Origin of the sequence: Chitinophaga varians (assembly GCF_014529945.1) — a bacterium.
Taxonomy (GTDB): domain Bacteria; phylum Bacteroidota; class Bacteroidia; order Chitinophagales; family Chitinophagaceae; genus Chitinophaga; species Chitinophaga varians.
Genome location: NZ_JACVFB010000007.1, coordinates 507,237 through 532,890, shown reverse-complemented (window position 1 = coordinate 532,890; position 25,654 = coordinate 507,237). Strand labels below are relative to the sequence as shown.

General features: G+C 51.8%; 17 protein-coding genes. 8 read left to right on the top strand and 9 right to left on the bottom strand.

Translation table 11 applies throughout. The features are described from left to right. Nucleotides 1–17: 17 nt before the first annotated feature. From ICL55_RS30870 to ICL55_RS30860, 3 genes are all read right to left on the bottom strand, one after another. Nucleotides 18–3,296, bottom strand: a complete 3,279-nt coding sequence (locus ICL55_RS30870; RefSeq protein ID WP_188105032.1) for a SusC/RagA family TonB-linked outer membrane protein — start codon at nucleotides 3,294–3,296, stop codon at nucleotides 18–20. A 342-nt stretch (nucleotides 3,297–3,638) separates the two neighbouring features. Then, nucleotides 3,639–4,853, bottom strand: coding sequence for a FecR family protein (locus ICL55_RS30865; RefSeq protein WP_188105029.1), 1,215 nt, complete (start codon nucleotides 4,851–4,853; stop codon nucleotides 3,639–3,641). Between the two features lie 100 nt (nucleotides 4,854–4,953). Beyond that, a complete protein-coding gene (locus tag ICL55_RS30860; RefSeq protein WP_188105026.1) occupies nucleotides 4,954–5,544 on the bottom strand; it encodes an RNA polymerase sigma factor in 591 nt (196 codons plus the stop codon). A gap of 144 nt (nucleotides 5,545–5,688) precedes the next feature. On the opposite strand from ICL55_RS30860, the gene ICL55_RS30855 reads away from it, so the two are divergent. From ICL55_RS30855 to ICL55_RS30835, 5 genes are all read left to right on the top strand, one after another. Beyond that, nucleotides 5,689–6,234 carry a hypothetical protein gene (locus tag ICL55_RS30855; RefSeq protein ID WP_188105024.1) on the top strand — a complete coding sequence of 182 codons (546 nt, stop codon included), beginning with the start codon at nucleotides 5,689–5,691 and terminating at the stop codon, nucleotides 6,232–6,234. Continuing rightward, complete coding sequence (locus ICL55_RS30850) at nucleotides 6,231–7,229, top strand: HAD family hydrolase (RefSeq protein WP_188105021.1); 999 nt, start codon at nucleotides 6,231–6,233, stop codon at nucleotides 7,227–7,229. Before ICL55_RS30855 ends, ICL55_RS30850 begins: the two co-directional genes overlap by 4 nt. Nucleotides 7,230–7,311: 82 nt before the next feature. Next, nucleotides 7,312–8,106 carry a HipA family kinase gene (locus ICL55_RS30845; protein WP_188105018.1) on the top strand — a complete coding sequence of 265 codons (795 nt, stop codon included), beginning with the start codon at nucleotides 7,312–7,314 and terminating at the stop codon, nucleotides 8,104–8,106. Then, a complete protein-coding gene (locus ICL55_RS30840; RefSeq protein ID WP_188105016.1) occupies nucleotides 8,084–8,470 on the top strand; it encodes a DUF3037 domain-containing protein in 387 nt (128 codons plus the stop codon). The genes ICL55_RS30845 and ICL55_RS30840 overlap by 23 nt, the downstream gene beginning before the upstream one ends. Before the next feature lie 158 nt (nucleotides 8,471–8,628). Beyond that, nucleotides 8,629–9,366 (top strand): hypothetical protein, encoded by a 738-nt coding sequence (locus ICL55_RS30835; protein WP_223151645.1) that lies wholly within the window; start codon nucleotides 8,629–8,631, stop codon nucleotides 9,364–9,366. Here ICL55_RS30835 and ICL55_RS30830 read toward each other — a convergent pair. The 6 genes from ICL55_RS30830 to ICL55_RS30805 all read right to left on the bottom strand — a co-directional run bounded on the left by ICL55_RS30830 (nucleotide 9,352) and on the right by ICL55_RS30805 (nucleotide 19,493). Further along, a complete protein-coding gene (locus ICL55_RS30830; RefSeq protein ID WP_188105012.1) occupies nucleotides 9,352–11,166 on the bottom strand; it encodes a TlpA disulfide reductase family protein in 1,815 nt (604 codons plus the stop codon). The genes ICL55_RS30835 and ICL55_RS30830 overlap by 15 nt on opposite strands. Continuing rightward, nucleotides 11,166–12,554 carry a RagB/SusD family nutrient uptake outer membrane protein gene (locus ICL55_RS30825; RefSeq protein WP_188105010.1) on the bottom strand — a complete coding sequence of 463 codons (1,389 nt, stop codon included), beginning with the start codon at nucleotides 12,552–12,554 and terminating at the stop codon, nucleotides 11,166–11,168. Before ICL55_RS30825 ends, ICL55_RS30830 begins: the two co-directional genes overlap by 1 nt. A gap of 14 nt (nucleotides 12,555–12,568) precedes the next feature. Further along, on the bottom strand, nucleotides 12,569–15,763 hold the full coding sequence (locus ICL55_RS30820) for a TonB-dependent receptor (RefSeq protein WP_188105007.1): 3,195 nt from the start codon (nucleotides 15,761–15,763) through the stop codon (nucleotides 12,569–12,571). A gap of 265 nt (nucleotides 15,764–16,028) precedes the next feature. Beyond that, entirely contained in the window at nucleotides 16,029–17,225 is a 1,197-nt protein-coding gene (locus ICL55_RS30815) for a FecR family protein (protein WP_188105004.1), read from the bottom strand. A gap of 109 nt (nucleotides 17,226–17,334) precedes the next feature. After that, nucleotides 17,335–18,861, bottom strand: a complete 1,527-nt coding sequence (locus ICL55_RS30810; protein WP_188105002.1) for a DUF6630 family protein — start codon at nucleotides 18,859–18,861, stop codon at nucleotides 17,335–17,337. 5 nt (nucleotides 18,862–18,866) lie between these two features. Then, complete coding sequence (locus tag ICL55_RS30805; protein ID WP_188104998.1) at nucleotides 18,867–19,493, bottom strand: RNA polymerase sigma factor; 627 nt, start codon at nucleotides 19,491–19,493, stop codon at nucleotides 18,867–18,869. A 139-nt stretch (nucleotides 19,494–19,632) separates the two neighbouring features. On the opposite strand from ICL55_RS30805, the gene ICL55_RS30800 reads away from it, so the two are divergent. The 3 genes from ICL55_RS30800 (at nucleotide 19,633) to ICL55_RS30790 (ending at nucleotide 25,612) form a co-directional block, all read left to right on the top strand. Further along, entirely contained in the window at nucleotides 19,633–20,343 is a 711-nt protein-coding gene (locus tag ICL55_RS30800; RefSeq protein WP_188104996.1) for an SGNH/GDSL hydrolase family protein, read from the top strand. A gap of 490 nt (nucleotides 20,344–20,833) precedes the next feature. After that, complete coding sequence (locus ICL55_RS30795) at nucleotides 20,834–23,914, top strand: SusC/RagA family TonB-linked outer membrane protein (RefSeq protein ID WP_188104994.1); 3,081 nt, start codon at nucleotides 20,834–20,836, stop codon at nucleotides 23,912–23,914. A gap of 3 nt (nucleotides 23,915–23,917) precedes the next feature. Beyond that, on the top strand, nucleotides 23,918–25,612 hold the full coding sequence (locus ICL55_RS30790) for a RagB/SusD family nutrient uptake outer membrane protein (RefSeq protein ID WP_188104992.1): 1,695 nt from the start codon (nucleotides 23,918–23,920) through the stop codon (nucleotides 25,610–25,612). Nucleotides 25,613–25,654 lie beyond the last annotated feature (42 nt).

Below are 25,654 nucleotides of genomic sequence, written 5' to 3'. Positions count from 1 at the left end.
CGGTGGACAAGCATAGATTAGAACGTGGCATTCAGCGACAGGCCATAGTTGCGGGTGGCCGGCGGCATGAAAATGTCTACGCCGGATAATCCATTGGCCGTAGACATGGTCATTTCCGGATCGTATGGTGCTTTTTTGTAGAAGTAAATCAGGTTACGGCCAGTGAGGGAGAAGCGCAGGGCTTTCATCCAGCTGTTTTTCACCGGAACGGTGTAACCGAGTGACAGCTCGCGCAGCCTCACTACAGTGGCACTGTACATATATTCACCGGATACGGCTTCGCGGCCACCGATAGTGCTGTACCATTTCAGCGGGTCTACGCTGGTAACGGGTTTCTGGTCCGGCCCCACACCGTTGATAGCCACGCCTCCTGCATCACGGGCATCGCCGGTGGCTTTGGATACGCCGTATTGGTCCATTACAGACTGGGTTACGGACATTACCTGGCCGCCAAACTTGCCGTCTATCAGGAAAGACAGGGTGAAGTCGCCATAAGAGAGATTGTTGTTCCAGCCCATTTGCCATTTGGGATTGGCATTGCCGAGGTATACGAAGTCACCACCCTGTTTTATCGGGGAACCTTTGTCATCGATTTTTATACGGCCCTGCTCATCGCGTTGCAACGTGGTACCGTAAATATCCCCGAAAGAACCGCCTACTTTAAACTTAGACACGAAATTGGCCCCGGATGCGCCACTTAGCACAAACTCGGGGTTGGTGGCTGCCAGTTCTATGATACGGTTATCATTCACAGAATAATTGATACCGGTACTCCACTGGAATTTACCGCCGCGGAACACATCATAGCGAAGCACAGCTTCTACGCCTTTGTTTTGGATATTGCCGGCATTAAAAAAGAAAAGGTCATAGTAAGAAGCTGGCGGAGACTGTATGCTAAGTGTCTGGTTGTGGGTGTTGGTTTTGTAATAGGTAATGTCTGCTGTCAGCCTGTTGTCGATAAAATGCCATTCCATGCCAAGCTCCAGTGATTTGGTTTTCTCCGGCTTCAGATCGGTGAAAGGCGCCTGTGTATTGCTGATCGCGCTGCCTACGCCAAAGATATTGTCGGCGGTGTGGCTTTTGTATGGATCGGGGGAGTTGCCTACTTCTGCATAGGAGCCCCTTACTTTCAGGAAGGAAATAGCTTCCGGTAATTGCATCATCTGGCTGAGGATGAGGTTCATGCCCACGGAAGGGTAGAAGTACGATGCATTAGGGGTATAGGCGAGATTGGAAGACCAGTCGTTGCGGGCGGTCACGTCGAGATATACCATTTCCTTAAAGGAGAGGCTGGCGCTACCGAAGACGGACTGGAATTGTCCATGATTTTCCGGCACGGTGCCCGATTTGAGCGCGTTCATGGTATTGAAGTTCTGGATATTGAACACATTGGCGATTTTCAGACCGTCCTGGCCGGAATTGAATTTCACACCAGTGGTTTTTACATCGCGGAGGCTACCTCCCACTACGCCGGTAAGGTGGAAGTCTTTGGCCAGCGGCAGGTTGTAGTTCAGCAACAGGTCACCGTATTGCTGGGTGGTAGTGGTGTTGTTGTAATTATATACGCCATTGGCAGGAGCCAGCACTTTGTAGGTACCGGCATACATTTTCTGCTCATACACGTCATTGATACGGTCTATGCTGCCACGGGCCAATACATGGAGCCAGGAGTTGATCTGATATTTGAGGCTGGCATTGAGCAGCAGGCGGTTCCTGTCCAAAGCGTTGGGATTGCGTTTGGTGATCCACCAGGGATTCTGCTGGATGTCTTCCAGATAGGCCCAGTTCTGAACGGGCAGAAAGTTGCGGGATGGGTCGGGTATAGCAAACTGGTCTTTGAAAGGCCGGATGTTCTGACCGCGGGGGAAGAGGTACAGACCTGTCAGCGGATTGAAGTACAGACCGGATAATGGTGTGTTGTCAATCTTCTGGGTCATATAGTTTACGTCAGCTTCTGCGGTCAGTTTGTTGTTCAGAAAGTGACCTGTTTCCTTGAAATTGATATTGTGGCGGCCCAGTTTATTGCCGGGCTCTATGCCGGTAGCGGCGGTATTGGCGTAAGAAAAATAAGTCTGTAGCTGCTCATTGCCGGCAGACAGGCTAATGGCATTGGTGTAGGTCTGCCCTGTCTGGAAGAAAGCGGACATGTTGTTGGCCGCCGGGCTGTTGAGCTTAGGCCCCCAGCTTTGAGGAGAGCTGGCGTTGGTCTCGCCGTAGTTATTCTGGAATTCGGGTTTATACGCTGCTTGCGACAGGTTCACACCGGAAGAGAAGTTGATCTGTGTTTTTCCGGTTTTACCGCTTTTGGTGGTGATCAGGATTACGCCATTGGCGCCCTGGCTGCCATAGAGCGCTGCTGCGGAAGCGCCTTTGAGCACGGAAATGCTTTCAATGTCTTCCGGGTTCATATTGGAGACAGGATCTCCGCCGTCGTAGGCATTGCTGCCGCCATAGGCGCTGGTAGGTTGATTGGTGAGGCTGTTGTTCATCGGCACCCCGTCAATTACATAGAGCGCCTGGTTGTTGCCGATACCGGATTTGTTGCCACGCAGCACCACTTTCGCCGACCCGCCAACACCGGAAGCACTGGGGGAGATCGACAGACCGGCCACTTTGCCGTTGAGGGTATTGATCAGGTTCGGGTCTTTGGCTTTGGTGAGCTCTCCGCCGTTTACCTGTTGCATCGCATAGGTGATGGCTTTCTCGGAGCGTTTGATGCCGAGGGCAGTCACCATCACGCCTGTCAGTTGGGTATTGGAGGAATTGAGCACGATGGTCAGGCTGGTATTGTTGCCTACCGTGATTTCTTTTGTCTCATAGCCGATGGAGCTAAATACCAGTACATCTTTAGGGCCAGCCTGAATAGAGAAGCTGCCTTGTTCGTTGGTAATAGCGCCGCGGGTGGTGCCTTTTACCTGTATGCTGATGTTGAATAGCGGTTTACCATCGGCGCCGGTAACGGTGCCTTTTACAGGAGTGGCCTGTAATACGATTTCAGGTACCGGCTTAGGACTGATCACGATGATCTTGTTTACGATCGAGTAGTCCAGCGGCTTGTCTTTCAGGCATCTGTCCAGTACGTCCTTCAACGGGGCGTTGTTAACATGGATATTGACAGGACCGGAGCCTTGCAGTAATTTTTCATCATACACAAACTCGTAACCGGTTTGTTTGCTGATGTTATTGAATACATCGTACAGGGCCAGCCGTTTACCTTTAATCGTCACCGTTTGGGAAAACGATTTAGCACTGAGATGAAGCGTGACAGCTAATAGAAGGGTGGCAGTTAATTTCATAACCAACAGAAATTTTCGGAGCAAAGGCCGGCCCGACCGGCAGGCTTTGCCAGTAGTAAGTTGTTGCATACTTTTGTGTTCGTGGCTTTTAAAAATTCAGTTTCTAATCGACAAGTGAAATTGGGTAGCCATTTGTATTTTTTTATTTATTCATTTTTTTATTTAATGCGGATGCCAGGCATCCCTTAAATGGCCAAATGACCAAATAAAAAAATCTTTTCTACCGGGCTCCGACTGCAATCGGGGTCCGGTTTTTTCTACCTCTAATGGTTGATGGCAGTTAATTACGTGTCCATAACATGAAATCTTTTAAACGTTACATAATTATTACAGGTATAAGTGCTAGTGTGGCGTCACCGGTCTGGCGGTGATAGTACGCCCGTCCACTGTAAATTTTATGCGTTGGGTGGTTTCGAGGGCTTTGAGCAGGGCACTGGCATCTTCCCGGCGGGAGATCACGCCTGTGAGGTCGATGTCCGATACGTTCCCGTCATAAACTACCTCTATATCGTACCAGCGGGCGAGCTGCCGCATAATGGTGCGCAGGTTGGTGTTGCGGAAGCGGAATTTGCCTTCTTTCCAGGCGAGGGCCTGGTCTATATCGGCCGGGCTGGTGGTAAAGGTGCCGCCACCGGGCTCAATACTGGCCTGGTAGCCGGGTTTGAGCAGGCTTTGCTGCGTGCCGCGGGCTACCTGTACGGCGCCATCTACCAGTGTGGTGCGGATAGCCTGTTCATCGGCATAGGCCATCACATCGAAACTGGTGCCCAGTACGGTGACGGTCATTTCTTCCATGCCGGGCGTTTTGACTTTTACCCGGAAAGGTTTGTTGGCCTGTTGGTTCACTTCAAAATAAACTTCTCCCGTAACCTCTACCAGTCGCTCGTTTCCGGTGAAAGTCGCCGGGAAACGGATACTACTGGCGGCATTGAGCCATATTTTGCTGCCGTCGGCCAGGGTAAGCTGATATTGGCCGCCCCTGGGCGTGGCCACGGTATTGTACAGCGGTTGTTGATTGTCGCCATTGCCTTTATAGGTGAGCGCGCCGTTGGTATTGCTGATCTGTGTATTGCCCTGTACGGCTAAGGCGCCGTTATTGCTGCTGTCCAGCGTAATGGTGCTGTTATCGGCCAGTATAAGCATGGCTTTGTTGCTGCCAGGGGCCAGCGGATTGGCTTTGATGGTGGTGGCCACCGGGGCGGGCGTTGCCGGCCGGCGCATCAGCCATATGCCACTGGTGATGATACCCGCTGCCAGCACGGCGGCAGCGGCATACATCCAGGGTTTCCGGATGGAACGACTGCGTACAGGCTGTAAAGGCGCTGCCCGCAGCACCTGCTGCAATAAAGCGGCCTTCTCCGCCTCCGGCCATTCAGCTTCAGGAGCAGCGCGGGTATACAGGCTATGCAGGATATCAGCCTTGATTTCATCTTCAAAAGCATCGCTGGCAACTGCCTGTTGCAATTGGGCCAGCTCATCCGGACTCAGCGGCTGATGTTTGTATTTTTCCAGTAGTAGCCTGATTTCAGCGACGGTCATTATAACGACTTTAGACATGGTGACAGGGATAAAGACGAACGATGGAAACAAAAGGAGTATCCCCCGTTAAAAATTTTTTCATTTTTTTATTTTTTCATTTGAAGGATGGCTGGCTCCATTAAATGAAAAAATAGAAAAATGAAAAAATAAGCAAATTGCGAAGCTGTTGTTTGATAATGGACCGTAAAGACCGCAGGGCGAGCTGTAGTTGTTTTTTAACGGTATGAACAGAGATATTGAGCAGATGGGAGATTTCTTCATTGCTCAGTCCCTGTTTGCGGGCGAGATAGATTTTTTTGCGCGCCGGTGGCAACGAGTCGATGGCATTGTGCAGTATCTGCTGGTATTGATGGTCCTGCACTACATGGTCGGTATCATTGGCATAGCCCGGGTCCTGCATCTCAAGATAGGCCATGGCCTTTTGTTTTACCAGCTGCCTGCGAAAGCTGTCATATATATGGTTGCGCGTCAGTATAAACAGGTAGTCGGAGAAATCATCGACGGTGTCCAGCATCTCCCGTTTTAACCATACCCGCATAAAAATTTCCTGTACTACTTCACTGGCGGCGGTATGATCTTTCAGATATAGCATAGCGGCATTGAACACCTGTTGGCTGTAGGCGTTAAACATGCGCGTGTAGGCGATCTCGTTACTTGCAGCTATCGCTGCCAGTTGCTCTCTCTCATCCGGGATAGATGACCTTGACAATATGTACCTGATTTTTTCTTCCGCCTAAATATAGGAAACAATTCGGAATCGGGGCTTTCCGGACCGGGCAGGGGCTAAACTATTTATCACTGCCAGCTGTTCTTAAAACAGTCACTGTATTCATCACATTTTAAATGATTTTGTATGAAGACACTGAAGGCATTCCGGCTCCTGTTGCTGTTGTTTGCGCTTCCTGCACTGCATGCAGTGGCACAGGACCAGGAAACCATCCTGAAAGCCGAAAGGATCAAAAGAGAGAACCTGCCGCCGGAAATAGTGGCAGACTTTCAAAAACGTTTCCCCAACGTCAGTCTGAACCAGATCATGAAGATCCCCACAGGGGTATATAAGAGAGACTGGCAGGTAGATGAGGAAAGTAAACCCAGTCTGCAGGACGAATATTATACCCTTAGCATGACCGGCGACAAGCTGGACATTGAGGCGCTCTACGACCGTAGCGGCCACCTGATCAGGGCCCGGGAAAGAGCGATAGACGCCAAGCTGCCGGAAAGTATCGGTATGTATCTGGCCGACCACTATCCCGGCTATAAGGTGGTAAAAGATAAAGTCCACCAGCTGATCTCCCCCAAAAAAATAAAAGCACAATGGGAAGTGATGGTGGTAAAAGACAATGATTTCAGACGCCTCTTTTTTGATAAAGACGGCCAATTTGTTAAAGAAAGAAAATGAGCTTTTCATTCAGACCCCTCACCCCGGACAGCAGCTGGCTGCTGATCATAGCTGTTCAGCTGCTGTCCCTGACAGCCCCTGCGCAAGACCCCCTGCCTTCCTGGAACAGCAGTGCCGTAAAACAATCCATCATCCGCTTTGTATCAGCGATCACTAATGAACAATCTACCCAATACGTTCCCCCGGAAGACCGGATCGCCACCTTTGACAATGATGGCACCCTGTGGGCGGAAAAACCAGTGATACAGGAACAGTTCGTGGTTTACCGGATCATTCAGCTGGTAAAACAAACTCCGGCGCTGCGCAATAAACAACCCTATAAAGCCATCCTGGAGAAAAACCGGGCATACCTGAAAACCCTGGGCCGCAAAGGGCTGCTGGACCTGATGGACCTCACCCATGCGGGGATGACGGAAACCGATTTCCATGAGGCCGTAATGCATTTTTTTGCCGTGGTAAAACATCCGGTATTAGGAGTGCCGGTAGCTCAACTGGTGTATCAGCCACAGCTGGAGCTGTTAAATTATCTGCGTGACAATCAGTTTAAGATCTATATCTGTTCCGGAGGAACGGTAGAGTTTATCCGGGCCATCTCCTGGAAATATTATGGTATCCCGCCGGAACAGGTGATCGGTAGTACCTTCCATTACGCCTATGTCGACAGTGCCGGGGTGAATGACATCATGCGCCTGAAAGGCCTCAATCCCCTGAACGATAAGAAAGAGAAGCCGGTCAACATTCAATATGTTATTGGCAAGCGTCCCATACTGGCCTGCGGCAACATCGGCGGCGGTGGCGATATCAGTATGCTTCGTTTCTGTCAGGGCAACAAATACCCGTCGCTGCAGCTATTGGTGCATCATGACGATGGAGAAAGGGAGTTTGCCTATGAGGAAGACGACAACGAATCGCTGAACAACGCGCACCGTTATGGCTGGGGAGTGATCAGTATGAAGAACGACTGGCAGCATATATTTGTGGGCCCCATGCCCTGAAACACTGCGTCCTGCCTGATTCTGAAAAAAATGACCTAATTTGGGCCGTCCTTACAGCAGGATGGAAACAGTTATATCAGGTATGAACAATCATCAATATCCACTCAGGACCGTACAGGTTACCCGCTACGTGACCCCCTTGCGGGAAGGTGGCTCCCTGCCTGCGCTGACAGAAGCCGACGACGGTTTTCTGTATGTGCTGAAGTTCAGAGGCGCCGGTCAGGGCGTAAAGGCGCTGATCGCAGAACTGATCGGCGGAGAAGTGGCCCGGGCGCTGGGCCTAAAAGTGCCGGAAATCGTATTTGCCTCACTGGACCAGGATTATGGCCGCAACGAAGGCGACGAAGAAATACAGGACCTGTTGAAATCCAGCGTGGGGCTGAACCTGGCGTTGCACTATCTCTCCGGCTCCATCACCTATGATCCGGTGGTGACCACCATCGAAGAAAACCTCGCCTCCAAAATTGTATGGCTCGATTGTCTGCTCACGAATGTAGACCGGACCGTACGGAATACCAATATGCTGATGTGGAACCGGGAGCTGTGGCTGATAGACCACGGTGCTTCCCTGTATTTCCATCATTCGTGGGACAACTGGGAGGAGCAGGCCATCAGACCTTTCGCTAAAGTGAAAGATCATGTATTACTGCCGCAGGCCACACAGATAGCCGAAGTGGACAGCGCTTTCCGCGCCATCCTTACACCGGAGCGTATCCGTGCTATTGTAGACCTGGTGCCCGAAGAATGGCTCACCGGTCAGGAAGGTATTTCCGCCGCAGAAAGACGCGAAGTATATGCACAGTTTTTAATCAGGAGGGTAGCCTCTTCCGAAATTTTTGTAAAAGAAGCAGTATATGCAAGATCAACACTTATATGAGTACGCCGTTATACGCGTAGTGCCACGGGTAGAGCGGGAAGAGTTTCTCAACGTAGGTGTCATGCTCTACTGTAAAAAACAGAAATTCCTGCAGATGCGCTATCAGCTGGAGGAGTCCAGACTACGCGCGTTGTGCCCGGCAATAGATATTTCAGAACTGGCAGGTTATCTCTGTGCCATGGAAAAGATTTGCGCCGGCGGCCCACAAGGCGGCCCTATCGGCATGCTGGACCTTGCCTCCCGTTTTCGTTGGTTGACCGCCACCCGCAGCACGATCGTACAAACATCACGGACCCACGGCGGACTGTGTACAGATGCGGCTGCTACCTTGCAGCGCCTGTACGAACAACTGGTAGTCCTATAGGAAATTACGAATGGCGAATGACGAATGACGAATTGAGGGCTCACCAATAGATCGGTTACTTAATAACCTTTCCCAAAGCGGGTCCTCAATTCGTCATTCGTCATTCGTAATTTTTAATTGGATTGATTGTTGATGCCGTTCTTACTAAACACAGTACGATGGCAGCAACCAGAGCGGTTACCGCGCCTTCCCGTAAAAAGGCCGTCAAACCCATTGCGGCAAAGAAAAAGACAACACCGAAAAAGGCTGCAACGAAAAAGAAAGTACCTGTTGCCGGCAGTTATAATGCATGGAAACAGTTTGAAGGAAAACAATATACCGGCATGAAAATAGGCCGGAGCCACAAATGGAATTATGATGCCGGGGTGTGGCGCGAAACCAAGATAACGCCCGATTTATGGGAGATCTCCTACGATGTCATTAAACGCCGTGCCGGCCATGCCCCCGAAGGGTCCGGCGTACCTGTCGGTACCGGCTATCACTGGTATATCCTCGCCAATCAGCAGGTAGATAAAATCAACGCTGACGACTATACGACAAAAATGTCGGGCTTTAAGTTCAAGTTAGCCCATAAACGTGCCTCCAAAAACACCTGGAGCACATCTTTCTCCAACCAGCGTAAACGCATGATCAGTTTTCTGGAAGATATGATCACCCAACTAAAAGCGGCGTCGGTACCGCTGGAATTCTCCTATAAGGACACCGACTATGAGGGGGAAGCGGTCCCGGTGATGGAAACCTGTAAGGACGGGACTTGTGTGGAGTGGGACATCTACCTGAATGATGAAAGCAAAGGTATCATTCGCAGAATGAAAAGCGGCTGGAAAATGAATGGGGTAACAGACAATGGCTTGATCAAAGCGATTGCCGGTATATTGGAATCAGCGGGTGGCTGATTCCACCAGTTCCAGCTGGAGCTTTAGTTTGGCGGCTATCTCCGGGCCTTCAAAACCGATGTTGCTGAAACGGATATTGCCTTTCGGGTCTATGATGTAAGTAGCCGGAATAATATTGAAACGGAATTTCTCTCCTACGTCGGGATCGGTATTGTAATATACCGGGAAGGTATACTTTTTATGCCCGGACCATCCCTGTGCATCTGCGAGCGTGTTGCGCGCGCCGCTGTTGACTACCATAAAAACCACTTTGGGATTGTTTTGATAAGCCTCATACAATTGTTGCAGGTAAGGCATTTCCTGCATGCAGGGGCCGCACCAGGTGGCCCAGAAATCAATCAGTATAATTTTATCTTTCAGGACGGCGGGCGATACCGGTTGACCTTTCATGTCCACAAATGATTGCAGCGAAGGGGCGGGCCGGCTGATGAGCTGGCGGCGTACTTTGTCGAGCAGTATTTTCTTCTGCAGCTGTTGCAGTGATGTTAGTTTGGCCGTGTTCCCGGTTTGGGTGTAGAAGAGGGTTGCGTTGTGAAGCGTCTCATTGTCCGGAGAGAGCGCGACGGCACTGTCCACCTGCTGCGTCGCTTCGTGCAGGCGTGCCTGTTGGAGGTCTATCAAGCCCAGCAGGGAGAGAAGATTGCCCTGAGCTTTGCGGGTAACGGCCTTGCGGGTGCTGTCACTTACAAACGGGTAGATGTAGCCTGTTTCCGGGAAATACCGGATAATACCGGCCGGGAAGCTGTCGGCCTGCGACAGGGCCAGCCTGGCATAGTAACGGGCGGTATCGGGCGCCAGCTGATGGGTTTGCAGGGTAGTGGCCAGGTCTTTCAGAGTCTCGGCAGTCCAGGGATTGCGGCGCTGGCTGGCTACCTTACGGGCATGGTACAACGTTTTTAAGGTGTTGCGTTGCGCGGCATATAGCTGGAACAGCTGTTCATGCATGCCCGTGTAGGCGTTCACGTTTTGCGGTGTTTCTTTTTGCAGGGCCTGTTCCAGCAGTTGTATCCGGGTGGCGGTATCTTTCTCCTTGCGGATATTGGTGGCCAGTTGTTCTATGCCGGCCTCGCTGCCGGGAAAACGTTTCATCACCACCTGCCGGATGGAGTCTACGCGGGTGTTCTCACCGATGATGAGGTAGCCCATGGTCACTTTGTTGAGATTGCCCGCATTGGAGGGGGCGCTGTTGAATTTCTGTGCGATCACCTGAAGGGCCTGCTGGCGGAAGGTTTCCCGGGCTTTGGCATCAGGGGCGTGCTGCATGTTGTATTGCAGCAGGCGTACTTTCGCTTCATAGTTACCCGGGTGCAGGTCCAGCTCCTGTTGGTACAGGGAGGCCTGTTCTGCGGCGAGCCCGGGCGACTTGCCCCGTTGTGCAGACAGACTATAGGCTTTGTACAACAGTCCGTTTTCCACCGGCTGATGGCCGGCGTATACGGATACTGCGTAGTGGCTGTCTGCTGCGGGCTTGTCGATGAGCTCACCGCTTTCCAGGTAAAAGGTAGCATAGGTGGCAAAACCTGCCAGGCGGAAGGAGGTCGTCCACTTGTGGCCCTGTCGGTACATAGGTATTCTGTTGGCTACATCATAAAAATTAGAGTAGGAGAATACCAGTGTGATACCGGATACGCTGTCAGGGATAACAGCAGCCGGTGACTGTGGATCGTAGGTCACCGTGACAAGATCGCCGCGCTGCGGATATTGCGGCGCGATGGTTACCCGTTGCTGTGACCGGGCGTTGGGAGCAACGCCGGTCAGCAGCAGCAGGAACAATATGGCAAATGAAAAAGTACGCTTCATTAGTATCCCGGATTTTGGGTGAGGTTGGGATTGGTGCTGGTGGCGTCTACCGGGATAGGATACAGGGTATCCGTATCCTGCCAGTTGGCGCGTTTGATGGGCTGCAGCACGGCGGCGGATTGTTTGGTCCGTTTCAGGTCAAACCAGCGGTGGCCCCATTCGGTGAACAGCTCCAGGTGTCTTTCTTTGGCTACGGCTTTCAGCAGCTCCTCTTTGCTGAGCGTAGTGGATAATACGGGAAGGCCTGCACGAACACGGATGGCATCGAGATCAGCACGGCCTTCGTCCAGTTTCCCTTGCTGGATGCGGGCCTCGGCGCGGATGAGGTATTGCTCGGCCAGGCGCATCACCATGGAATACTCTGTTAACACACCCAGTGTGCCCACTCTGATTTTATATTTAAACGGAAAATAGTAAGTCGCCCCGGTAGACGTTTTACGGAAACCGGTCCAGTTGGTCAGCCGCAGATCGTTAGGCTCAAAGCGGCGGATAAAATTCAACGTGTCCAGCCGGAAAACGGCGGTAGCGGTGGCATTGGCGGGAGCGGCGGTAAAACCCTCCCAGGTATTGCGGCCGCCTGCCACGTTCACCGGTTGCAGCTGGAAAATAGCTTCGCCGCTGTTGGCGAGGAACACCTTGTTCAGGTCTGTCAGCAGGGAATATTTATTATTAGCGATCACTTTTCCGGCGGTAGCTTCTGCCTGCGCCCATTGTTGGTTGTAAAGGTAAACCCGCGCCAGCAGCGCGTTGGCGGCAGATTTGTTGGGACGAACCCGGGTGCCGGTCGGATAGTCTTCGCCCATCAGGGATACGGCATCGTTCAGGTCTTTGATGATGTTATCATAGACGGCAGACCGGCTGGCGCGTGGTTTGAGGCCGTTCTCTTCGTAGTTGGTGGTGGTAATCAGCGGTACATCACCATACATATTGACCAGGTAAAAATAGAAGAAGGAACGCATGAAATAAGATTCGCCCAACAACTGGTTTTTAACATTGGGAGAAAGGCCGGTAGCTTTCTGTAATCCTTCCAGACAGGCATTGGTATGATAAATAAAGCCATACTGGTCGGCAAACATGCTCTTTACGTACTGGCTGCTGGGTACCAGCCTGTTTTCCCGGAATACGTCGTAGTTCTCGAACGCAGAGAAATAATACATTTCATCGGCCTGCATGGCCGACAAAAAGCTGAGCAGCACATTGGCAAACTGATAATTGAAGCCGTTCATATCGGTGTACAGGCCTGTCACCGCTGCGGTAGCAGTTTTATCATCGGTGAACACCAGATCGGACACCAGTTCGTTTTTCGGCAGCGGCGTGTCTACATACTTGTTACAAGCCACCGTGGTGCTGATGGCCAGTAAAATGATATATATATAAATGCGTTTCATGTCAGTATATTTTATCAGAGTGACAATTGTAATCCTATGGTATATGTTTTCAGCGGAGGCATCATCCTGCCTTGTGTTTCAGGATCATATCCTTCATATCCGGTGATGGTGAACAGGTTCTGTGCGAGGCCATAAACGCTGGCGCCGGCCAGTTTCCACCGCTGTACATATTTGGAAAGATCGTAGCGCAGGGAGAGGTTTTTCAACCGGATAAAGGAAGCATCACCCCATTGTGCGTTAGAGATGGCGAAGCTGCGGAAGTTGGCAGCGCCGGAACCCACCGTGGCTTTAGGTACGCCGGCGTTGTCTCCGGCAGCGGTCCACCGGTCAAGCGCATACAGGCTCTGATTGGTACCGGAGCCGAGATATGGAATGCCGTAGCCGTAATTGAAAGAGGTACCTTCCTGTTTCACGAACTGGAAGAGGAACTGTAGACTGACGCCTTTATAGGAAAAACTATTTTGCAGGCCACCATAGAATTTCGGGAGCTTGTTGCCCAGGATCACAAAGTCGTCCGGCTCCGACGGAGTAGTGGTGGTGCCGCCTTTGGCGCTCTGGAAAAGGGCCATACCGGTTTGCGGGTCGATGCCGGCAAACTGGAATCCTTTCAGAATAGTCAGTGGTTGACCAACCACCATCAGGTCTTTATAGGAAGAAGATTCAATGTTGGGGAATTCCTTTAGTTCATTTTTGTTGATAGACATGTTGAAGGACGTGCGCCAGGTGAAATCTTTCCGGTCGATATTGATGGTGTTGATTTCAAATTCCCATCCGCTGTTGAGCACTTTGGCCGGGAAATTACGTGTTACAGAAGGGAAGCCTGTCTGGGGAGACAGTTTATAGTCCAGCAACTGGTTATCGGAAATGTTGTGGTAATAGTTGGTATTGATCAGCAGCCGGTCGTTGAAGAAGCCCAGTTCCAGGGCTGCTTCTTTCTTGTGGCTTAACTCCCAGCGGTAGGCGGGGTTGGCCAGTCTCGAAGGCGTGAGCCCGGGTACACCGTCATAAGGGAAGGAGGTAGACGTCCAGCTGTCGAGGTATTTATAATCACCGATGTTATCATTACCGGAAGTACCGATGCTGGCGCGCAGTTTACCGAAGCTCAGCACGGAGTTTTTGGGCATGAAGGATTCTTTGCTGAAAATCCAGGCGGCGCCTACGGCTCCGAAGTTGCCGAAGCGGTTGCCCGGCCCGAAGCGGGTGGAGCCATCGCGACGGAACGTAGCGTTGATCAGGTATTTTTCGTCCCAGTTATAATTCACTTTACCGAATACCGCATTATAACGGTAAAGGGCATACGTATTGGATTTGGAGGTGAGCTTAGCGGCGGCATTCATGTTTTCCAGCATGGCATCGCTGGAATAACCTTCGCCCACCACCCAGTTGCCTTTGCGGAGGGCTTCCTGCCAGCTGCCGCCTACCAGTACCTGCAGGTCGCCTTTGCCGACATGGGTGGTATAGTCGATCTGTGGTTCAATGATGTAGGTGTTGGCTTGTGTATTGCCATAGTTGGCCATACTGGTCGTGGTGGTATTGGGGTTATTGCTTTTCAGGGGTACCAGCTGCGTTTGTTGCATATCGCTGCGGGTATAGCCTACATTGGCTTTCAGGTTGAGGCCGGGAAACAGGGTGTAGCGAATATCCGTTTGTGCCACCAGGTTATTGGTGCGGGTATCGGAGCTACGGAGCAGGAAAGCCATGGGGTTGAGGCTGTTGGGTGTCCAGTAGTAGTTACCGGTAGAATCATAGATGGGATAGTTAGGAGCCATGTCGGTAAAACCAGCCAGGCTGGCGGCGATGGAGTTATCCCTAAGTGTGGAATAGTTAGCGACAGCGCCGATATGAAAACGGCCATCTTTATTACTATGGTCAATGCTGAAGCTGCCCGCACCTTTGGTGAAACCGAGATTGTTGGGCATCACGGTTGTTTCTTTACGAAAAGTGCCGCCCAGTCTGAACTGCGTTTGGGTGTTGCCACCGGACACGCTGCCTTGTGCTTCTGTCACGTGACCGGTATTGCCGATCATCAGTTTTTGCCAGTCGGTGGTTTTCTGCTGGTCCCAGAGCGTCAGGTCAGGGGCTGTCTCGGTATCGTAGGTTTTGTTATCGTTTTTAAACGCTTCTTTGCGCATCTGCACATATTGCGGGGTGGAGAGCATGTCTACCATGTTCACTACCTTGCTGGCGCCGGTATAAACATTGAACTCCGTCTTTGTTTTACCGGCTTTCCCGCGTTTGGTAGTAATGAGCACCACGCCATTAGCGCCTCTGGAGCCGTAGATGGAGGTGGCGTCTGCATCTTTCAATACATCGATCCTTTCTATGTCGGCCGGGTTAATGGATGCCATGGGGCTTTGATTGCCGTTGGCGGAGGTGAACTCATTGAGGGGGTCTGTGATGAAAGGCACGCCATCGATGATGAACAGCGGCTGGTTGGCTTGTAATACGGAATTCTGGCCTCTGATGCTTACGTTGAAAGCGGAGCCGGGCAGCCCATTGCTGGAAGTGACCAGTAGACCCGGTACGCTGGCCTGCAGGGCAGACAGCGGGTCCATTACGGGATTGGAGGCGATGTCACCGGTTTTAACGCTGCTGACAGAGCCGGTATTGAATCTTTTGCTGGTGGTGCCATAGGCGATGACTACGGTCTCGTTCAATGCGTTCACGGCGGTTTGCAATACCACCGGGATGGCGGTGTTGCTGCCAACGGTGATTTCTTTCGGTTCAAAGCCTACATAGGTGACCACCAGCACGTCGCCTGCATTGGCTTTGATGCTGAATTTGCCTTCTGCGTCCGTGATGGTGCCGGTGCTGGTACCTTTTACCTTCACCGTTACGCCCGGCAATGATACGCCGGCCGCGTCTTTTACGGTGCCGGTCACGGGCTCCTGTGCTACCGGTGTGCTCACAGGCAGCTCGCGCCGTTTGATGAAAACGGTCTTGTCCTTGATCGTGTAATCCAGTGGCTGGCCTTTAAACACGTCCGCCAGGAAGTCCTGCAGCGGCTGTTGTTGCGCCTGAATACTTACCGGCCGGGTGCTGCGCAGGAGTGCCCGGTCATAAAAGAACAGGTAGCCGGTCTGTTTTTTAACAGCCGTAAACACATTTTCCATGGAGATGTTGCGCGCAGAAAGCGACACTGTCTGCGCAGAAGCGCCGGCAGAAACCTTTAGTGTGGCCGCAATCAGTAACATCACTGTTAATCTCATTGTTAGTGCAATTTTGGTTGGTAAAGACCCCGGTATAGAAAGAGTCTTTGCATAAAGATTCAATTGCATAGATTTGCATTGTTTGGATGTAAATAATCAGTATTTAAGTCGTCAAGCTTAATAATGGCTGTCTTCGTCCTGACATTCGCCGGGGGTGGGTCCAATCACCTCCGGTTTTTTTATGGGCAAGACAGCCGTTCCTGTGTTAGTGGTGGCGCATATACGTGATAGATGGCTGGTTTCGCTCGTTGTGAATCATGACAATTTATGGTTGTACAATAATGTTTCTTCCTTTCATATGAAAACGGATGCCTGTTGATTGCAGGCCTTCCAGTATGTCTTCCAGTGGCAGGTTGCGTTGTATTTCGCCCTGGAAGGTGCGGGCAGGGATGTGGCCCTCGTATACCGCATGTACGTCGTACCATCTTTCCAGTTGCCGCATGATGGCGGGTATATCAGCATTGTTAAAATAGAACTCCCCGTTTTTCCAGGCGATGGCGGCGGCGGTGTCTGTTGGGCTTACCCGTATGCTGCCATTGGAGATCTGTGCCTGCTGGCCGGGAGCGAGGGTGCGGGAAGTGCTGCCGGTGTTGACTTTTACCGCGCCGCTCACCAGGGTGGTGCTGATGGTATTTTCGTTGGCATAGGCGCTGATGCAGAAGCTCGTGCCCAGTACGTCTACAGTGGTCTGGTCGTTGAGCCTGACCTGAAAGGGATGGTTGGCTTTTGATGTTACTTCCAGATAAGCTTCACCGGTGATGCTTACCTGTCTGTTGCCTTCGCGGAAGGCGGTGGGGTAGGTGATGGAAGAGGCGGCGTTGAGCCATACGGCGGTGCCATCGGGGAGTATTACCCTGAACTGGCCGCCACGGGGAGTAGTCAGTGTATTCAGTGCAGGTGCTGCGTCCGGATTTTGTACGTCGTAACGGAGTTGCCCGTTCTGTTGCCGGATGCTGGCGGCGCCCTGTGCAATTACCTGCTGTCCGGCGCTGTCCAGCTGTATGGTGGAGCCGTCGGCCAGGGTGAGCACAGCTTTGCTGGTGCCTGGCAGTACAGGGGCCTGTTCCTGCTGTTGGGCAATAGGGGCGGCAGGGCGGGAGCGCTGGACGTACCAGGCGGTGCCGGCCAGCAAAACCACCGCTGCGGCGGTGCTCCAGTGGCGCCAGGTCAGCCGGAAGGTTTTGCGTGGTGCACGTTCTAAGTTGGCATCGGTCAGGTGTTTGGCCCGGAAGGCTTCCCAGGCGGTGTTAACATCGGGTTGGGAATACCGTTGTAGTTTGTCGGCCAACAAACGGGTGTCGTTCCATTGTTCCATAAAACGACGGTTCTCTGGTGTGGCATCCAGCCACGCACGCAGTTCTTCGGCTTCACCGGTGGTGAGCTGATCTTGCTGGTGCCGGCTGATCAGGTAGGCGACCCGTTGTAAAAATGTGGTTGGTTGTTGGCTGTCAGGTACTCCCAAAGTTGATGTTTTACTATAGAAACAACAACTTGTTAACTTCGATGAAAAGAAAAAGCAAAAATTTTGAAATTTTTTTAAAGTTGATGGGTAACTGTTTGAGCGTAAGTGTCTAGAACTCCACGGTTACGTCCAGCGCATCGGCCCATTGTTGCAGTTGCGGGATGCTGGCCACCGGCATACAGGCCAACAGGTAGTTCCCCATGCCGGCGTTTACCCGTACGATCATGGCGCCATGCGGCTGTAATTCCGCATTTACAAAATGCAGGTACGCTTCGCTCACCGGTGCTTCATCATAAGGTGGCGGCGTCTTAAAGTTGGTATTCCGGTAGAGCTGACCTATTTCATTCAGTTTATGTATCTCCGCTGATATAGGTTCACGGTAGGAGAGCTCCGCAAGGAGGCCGTGTTCCAACAGCCCGTCCAGCAGGGAAACCGGCAGTGCGGCGCCGGGCGCTTCATCCAGCCCGCGAAGCGCACTGTCTTCGGGGTAACGGCTATGGATATACGTGTAAGGATATTCAGCTGCCAGCACCACCCGTTGGAAGATAGCAGTAGCTGTGGGAGCGAAATCATCGGTGTTGTCAGCAGGATTAAACAGCCAGACCAACTGCCACAATTGCTCTTTGTCTATATCTCTTTGGTAATACTTGTTCCAGGCGGTTTTGGCGCTGACAACAGAACGGGCTTTGTTGAAGTAGCGGAATAACTGTTGCCCTGTTTCTGAGGTGAGATCGGTGATGGCCTCATACTCGTTTTCGGCGACCTGCTGATGAAAAGACAGCGGCTTGCCCGGCGCGGTGGAAATAAAAAAAGCACGCCCTTCTTTTTCATTGCTGATATAGAGGGTGTCCAGTTTCCAGTCTTCCGGCCTGGGGCCATATTGGGAGAAACGCAGTGTCCACGCCTGTTGCACGACCGTCAGGAAGAAGAGGTCCGGAGCAAATAAGTCATTGCGCAACAGCTGGTAAAAGTCATCTGAAGAAATACTGGTCCGTGTAAGGTCCTGTTTGAAAACGGGTTGTCCATCCCGGATAAGCCGTATCAGATCAGCATTGCCGGCAAAGAGGTAGCCGTCCTTCAACAGTTGAGCGGCCATTTCCGGCAACAATACATCATGCCAGTTCGTGTAATCCGGCGTGGTGATCTGCTCGTCCGGCCCAAAGGTAACTGCCTGTACCTGACCGTGCACGATGGTCTGATGATCGTCTTCTATCCACAGGTGGGCGTGCAGGTCGCCGGCGATGGTCACTTCGCCGTGGTTGTAATATCCGATGAAAGTTTGTTGCACGGTGACGTTGCCATTGACGTAGATGGGAACGCAGCCGGCAATGAGGTTGCGGCAGGTGAGGTTGCCCGCCACCCACAGAAAGCAGGCGTAGGTGTCCGGTTCATAATCGATGATGGAGTTGTCTACCTGCAGGTTGCCCCGGAAAATCATGCCGGCGATGTCCTGTTCTACATAGATATCATACAGGTCCAATAGCTGACCGGTATGTACATCTTCCTCAAAAACCAGCACTTTCAGTCCGGGAACATCTTCGGACAGAAATTCAAAATCGTAGGAAAGACCGGCTGTCAGTCCTTGCCGGATGGCATCTTCCAGCGTGAGTGTAATGGGATTAACGTTTTCGAACATAGGTTTTATCCGTTATAGTCATAGTATCGCAACAGCGTGAGATAAAGCGGCAACAAAGGCAGCACTTGTTTTTTCAGCACGCTGCTGCGTAATAGCTTAATAGCACGCAGTTTCTGGGTCCGTACCGTATTGTAGGAGATATTGAGCGCGGTGGCGATCTCTTCGTTTTTGCGACCTTCCAGGTACCCCATTTTAAATACCCGCTTGCATTGCGTGGGTAGTTGTTCAATGGCGGCGTACAGGTGTTGCAGCAGCTCTGTTTCTGCCAGCAGCGGATCGAAGCCGGCCGGCAGGGGAGCCGTTTGTTCATCCTGATGGTACAGGAATTCCTGTTCCCGTTCGGACAGCCGGTTTTGTTGCTTCAGGTAATTCAGGCAGGCATTACGGGTGGAGATAAACAGAAATGCTTTGATACTGGCGGTGCTTTGAAAATCGCCCCGCTTGTCCCAGAGTTTGGAAAAAGCTTCCTGTACCAGGTCTTCCGCCGCGTGGGTATGGGAGATGATGGAACCGGCAAAATAACACAGGGCTTTATAATGCCAGTCAAACAACTGCCGGAATACCTGTTGGTCTCCTGCCGCCAGTTGCTGTATAAATGCACCCTCTGTGTAATTGTTATGCTGATCACTCATCCCTATAGCCGCTGAATAATTGAACCATAAAAATACCAAATCAATTACGAATTACGAATTACCAATTACGAATGTGGAGCTATATCTTTATCCGGTCCTGTCCAAATTCGTAATTCGTAATTGGTAATTCGTAATTGAAATGCGTTATTGGCTTTTATGCTGTCTGATGGCTTGTATAGCCTGTACGTCACGTCCGTATACCGTGATCAACAAAGGAATTGGTGGTAACAGCACTTCCGATCTGCTAACGAGGGTGGAGAAAGATGTCGTGGCCCTGAAGCCGGAGCTGGTGGTGCTGATGGCCGGCACCAATGATATGGTCAATTCTCAGAAACTGGTGCCGTATGCACAATATGCGTTGCAATACCGGCAGTTGGTGCAGCGTATCCGGGAAAGCGGCGCCACGGTGGTGCTGATGACTTCCCTGCCGGTAGATACCGGATATCTCTTTCAGCGCCACCAGCGTGGACGGTATGATGCGGACCCTAATCGCAGAATAGACAGTGCCTGCGCCCTGGTGCAGGAAATCGCTGCTGCTGAGCGGGTGTACTGCCTCGATCTGCATAAAATTTTTGTCAGTCGTGGTGAACCGGGCAGAACGGCCGCTTCCATGATTGTCAATGCGGCCAATATGGGCCGGGAAGATGGCGTCCATCCCACGGCCGCCGGTTACCGGTTTATGGCTGCGCAATTGTATACTTTTCTGAAGGCGCATCGCTTGCTGCGCCGGCATCACCGTGTGCTCTGTTTCGGTGATAGTATTACCTACGGCGCGTTTATGGACGGCGCGGGCACCGACAGCGGAGATACTTACCCCGCGGCCTTAAAGCGGTTGCTGAACCACGAGTAGGGTGTTTTAGGAAAAGATCTAAGCACGTCCGTGTGTTTTGTTTGCCAGGGTGGCTGGCGGTATCCACCTGTCTTCCTATACTTTTTTATATCCTTTTGTATTTACTCGATAAATTTAAAACCCCTTCCAGTATACGTTTTGATATTGTTTTTAAAAAAATTAATTAATTATGCAGTAATTAATTAAAAGAATTACTATTTTAGTTCTCGCCATGGCATTTATTATAAAGTAGGCATTTTGCGGCCCTGTATTTTATAAACGCAACCAAAATTCTATACACGTTCTGATGAAACTAACACTACCGGTCAACAGCGGCTGGCGGCGATGCCTTACTGCGTATGCCGGCCATCACCATAACAACAGCTATCAACAATATGCGCGAACACTAAACGATCACTAACACCTGTAATCACCGTCACCGGCTGCATGTGGGCCGGCTATGTCAACCATTCATTAAATCAAGCTTTTTATCAATCAAAATTCGTTTTGTATGGGAAAATTTACCCGTCACTGGCGACTGAGCAGCTTCCTGCTCCTGCTCCTCGTCATCCTGCAACAGCCGTACGCCTTCGGGCAGAAAAGCTATCTGTTCAAAGGCAGCGTGAAAGATAAAGACGGTACGCCGCTCATCGGTGTGAACGTGGTCATGAAAGGCACCACCAAAGGAGGTACTACCAACGCCAACGGTGACTTCCAGTTTGCCGGTACAACGGAAACGGCTACACTCGTTTTTTCTTTCGTAGGGTATAAGACACAGGAATGGGAAGCCAACAGCCAGCGGGCGGTCAACATCTACCTGGAACCGGCCAACAAACAAATGGGGGAAGTAGTGGTAGTAGGTTATGGTACCCAGAAAAAAGTGAACCTCACCGGCGCTGTTTCCGTCATCGACGGTAAAACGATGAACACCCGCTCGGTGGCCTCGGCCTCTCTGGCTTTACAGGGCGCGGCCCCCGGGGTGACCGTCACCCAGCAGTCCGGCGTGCCCGGCGGCGATGGCGGCACCATCCGCATCCGCGGCATCGGCTCCATCAACGCGGGCCAGAACCCGCTGGTGCTGATCGACAACATCGAAATGAGCCTCGATGCCATCGACCCTAATAACATCGCCAGCATCTCCGTGCTCAAAGACGCGGCAGCAGCGGCCATCTACGGTTCCCGCGCGGCCAACGGCGTTATCCTCATCACCACCAAACGCGGTATCAACGGCGTGAGCTTAAGTTATAACGGCTATGTGGCCAAACAATCACCGACCCATCTGCCTAAAAAAGTAAATGGGCTGGACCATATGAAACTGTGGGACATCGCCCAGGTGAACGCCGGGCTGCCACCCGCTTTCACACAACAGATCGCGGACTATGAAAAACTGGGGCCGGATAATTTCGCCCGCTTCAATACCGACTGGAAAGACCTGATACTGGTGAACAACGGCATCATGCACAACCACAACCTGAGCCTGTCTGCCGGCAGCGAAAAAATCAAAGTGTTCGGCTCCGGCGGATACCTGGACCAGAACGGCCTGACCGCCAATACCAATTTCAAACGCCTCGATCTGCGCTTTAATACAGACATCGCCATCACCAGCAAACTCTCTGCTGCTGCAGATGTGGTGGTGAACAGAACAGAACGCAACTGGCCCGGCCAGTCATCACCACAAGGCATCATCCGCGCCATGATAGGCCTGCCGGCCATTGCGCCCGGACAATTCAACACCGGCGAATGGGGCGAAGGATGGTCCAACATGAACCCTGCCGCACAAGCGAAAGACGGAGGCTGGGACAAACGTGTCACCGATTCACGTATCCTTACCGGTACGCTGACCTACAAACCCATCAAAGGCATGGAACTGTTGGCCAGCTATAGCTCCAACACTGCCAACGGGCACGCGCGGCAGCTGACCAATCAGTACAAAATTTATACACCCGATATCGCCAACAATAAATTGCTGTTTGCCCGCAACTGGCCGGCCAACAATTCCCTGATCGACAACAATGCACAAACCACCCGCAACGTGTTCCGCTCTCAGGCAAGCTACAACTGGAACATGGGGCAACACGGCTTCACCGTCTTAGGCGGCTTCACCACCGAGCTGTTTAAAACCAGCTACGTGAATACACAACGTCAAAACCTTATCTCTCCTTCACTGCCATATCTGGATGCGGCAGATCCATTGGGACAAACCATGTCAGGTGCGCAGAGTGAATATGCAATGGCATCTGCCTATTCCAGAATTAACTACAACTACAAAGAGAAATACCTGCTGGAGCTCAACGGCCGCTTCGATGCATCGTCCCGCTTCCGCAAAGAAAACTGGTGGAAACTGTTCCCCTCCGTATCTGCCGGCTGGCGTATCTCTGAAGAGAACTTCTGGAAATCCATCAGCCACGTGATCAACAGCGCCAAGATCAGGGGTTCTTATGGTTCGCTCGGTAACCAGGACCTCGTGGTGAACGGCGTGGCGAATTATTATCCTACCTACGCCATGTATAGCACCGGCGGCTCTTTCGACTATTACTTCAACAATGTGGTGAACGGAGGATATGGCCTGACCACCGCCGCCAACCCCTTTATCCGCTGGGAGACTTCCAAAATACTGGACGCCGGTATCGACTTCACCGCGCTCCATGATCATCTGACTGTAACAGCCGATTACTTTAAACGTAACATCACGGATATGTTGCAACTCGATGGCGTACCTACCTACGTTGGGCTGGGCGCGCCTTTCGTGAATATCGGCTCTATGCGCAATACCGGCTGGGAACTGGGTATCGGCTGGAAAGACCGCGCAGGGGAATTTACCTATTCCGTACAGGCCAATGTGTCTGATGTAAAAAATGAAGTAGTGAGTCTGGGCGGTAAAGAATATATCAATGGCGCCCTCATCATGCGTGAAGGCAATCCGCTGAATTCCTATTATGGTTATCAGGCGCAGGGTTTCTTCCAGTCACAGGATGAAATCGACAAAGCTCCATTCCATTTTGCGAACACCAAACCGGGAGATATCCGTTATGCCGATGTGAGCGGCCCTGATGGTAAACCGGATGGTAAAATCAACGCCTACGACCGTGTAGTATTGGGCAACTCGTTTCCGCGTTATGAATACAGCCTGTCGCTCAACGGCCAGTACAAAGGATTTGACCTGAACATCTTTTTTCAGGGCGTAGGCAAACGGAACAACTACATGTCCGGCACTGGTGCGCAGCCTTTTTATTCCGCCAATTTCCAGGGCACCATCTTCGAACACCAGACAGACGCATGGTCACCGGATAACACGGACGCTGCCTATCCAAGGCTGACGCCCAACAGTATCGCCAACAACTATGTTACTTCTTCTTTCTGGATGCGTTCCGGCGCTTACCTGCGACTGAAGAACGTAGTGCTCGGCTATACGTTGCCTAAAACGGTGACCAGCAAAGCGAAACTGCGCTCCGTAAGGATCTACGCCAGTGGTCAGAACCTGCTGACCTGGGATAAATTCTTCCCCGGTTTTGATGTGGAACAAACGAATACAGCAGGAGAATTTTATCCGATCATGAGAACGTTCACTATCGGTCTTAACGCAAATTTCTAAGCCATGAGAAAACTTTTTTATAGCATCATCGGTTGCACCTTTTTCCTGGCGGGCATGTCAGGATGTAATAAATTCCTGGACAGGGCGCCACTCAGCGCACCGGCCACCGGTACTTTTCTGAACAACGAAAATGAGATCAATGTATCCCTGACAGCCGTGTATGGTTCTATCAAATGGGAGTTCGGGCTGGTACCCTACCAGTCGGGCAGCGATGGCTGGACAGACCTCGCCATTCTGCGTGCCAACGAATTGGGAGAAGGTACTTTTGATACGTACAATAGTCATCCGGCGGCCATCTGGTCGTTTGCCTATACCACTATTCAGCGTGCCAATACCATGTTGGACGGCATGGTGAAAGCCAAGCCCAATGTGGCCCCGGCTACCTATGGCCGCATGGAGGCCGAAGCCCGTGTATTGCGTGCGTGGGCTTATTTTTATCTCACCGCTATGTTTGGTGATGCGCCACTGATCACCAAACCCTTACAGCCCAACGAATTTTATAATCAGAAACGCGCGCCTAAACAGGAGGTGGTGAAGTTTATTTACGACGAGCTGGATGCTGCGTCACAGTCGCTCGACTGGATGCCCAGCGTAAGAGGACGGGTCAGCAAATCCATGGCGCTGGGCCTGAAAGCCCGCACCGCACTGTATAACAAAGACTACGCTGTTGCTGCCGATGCCGCCAAACAAGTGATCGACAAAGCGGGTCTTTCCCTGAATCCCCGTTACCAGGACCTGTTTACCCGCAGTGGTCAGAAGCCGAATGCCGGCAATGAGATCATGCTGGAGGTCCTGTATACCGATGCGCTGGCGGGGTCTATCACCTATCTGCCGCTGGGTAATGCTTCCCGCGCCGCAGGGGGGCAGTCAGGCCGCTTTCCCAACCAGCGCCTGGTGGACCAGTTTGAATGTACCGATGGTAAAAGGATCGATGAGTCTCCCTTATATGATCCGCAACAGCCCTCCAAAAACCGGGACCTGCGCCTGAAATATACGGTGGCAATGCCCGGCGATACCCTTACCATGAACAACACCACGTTTGTGTATGATATCTATAAATCATCTACGGCGTTTAAAAACGCGGATGGCAGCTGGTCGGTGAAAGGGAATGCCGATTACGACAATGCTTTCGGTCCGGCTAAAAGTGGTGTAGGTTATTTGTGGACCAAATACACCATGACCGATGAAAATGTGTTCCTGGCCAAGGTGAGCTTTATCCTGATGCGTTATGCGGAAGTGTTGCTCACCTATGCGGAAGCTAAAATAGAATTGGGGCAACTGGACGGCACCGTTACCGCCGCTATCAATAAAGTCAGACAGCGTGCGGGGCAACCGCCGGTACCGGCCGCCATCGAGGCCGATCAGAACGAAATGCGTAAGCTGATACGCCGGGAGCGTACCGTGGAATTTGCCGTGGAAGGCTTCCGCTGGCTGGATATCCGTCGCTGGGGTATTGCCGACCTGGTGATGCCGGGCAAGGTAGTGGGCATCGCTAAAAGTCCTGCTGCCATGCCGCCGGTACCCAATTTCAAAAAGACCGCCGCACATGACCTGAACAGTATCCCTGATTACACCGGCCAGCTGGACTTGCGCTATACCCGCGAAACACGCTTCTGGACACCGAAGCTGATGTTGTTGCCCGTACCACAGGCAGAAAGGGATATCAATCCGGGATTGACGCAGAACGAAGGCTGGTAACTGTGATGGACATGATGATTAAATCCGTCAATACAAATCAGT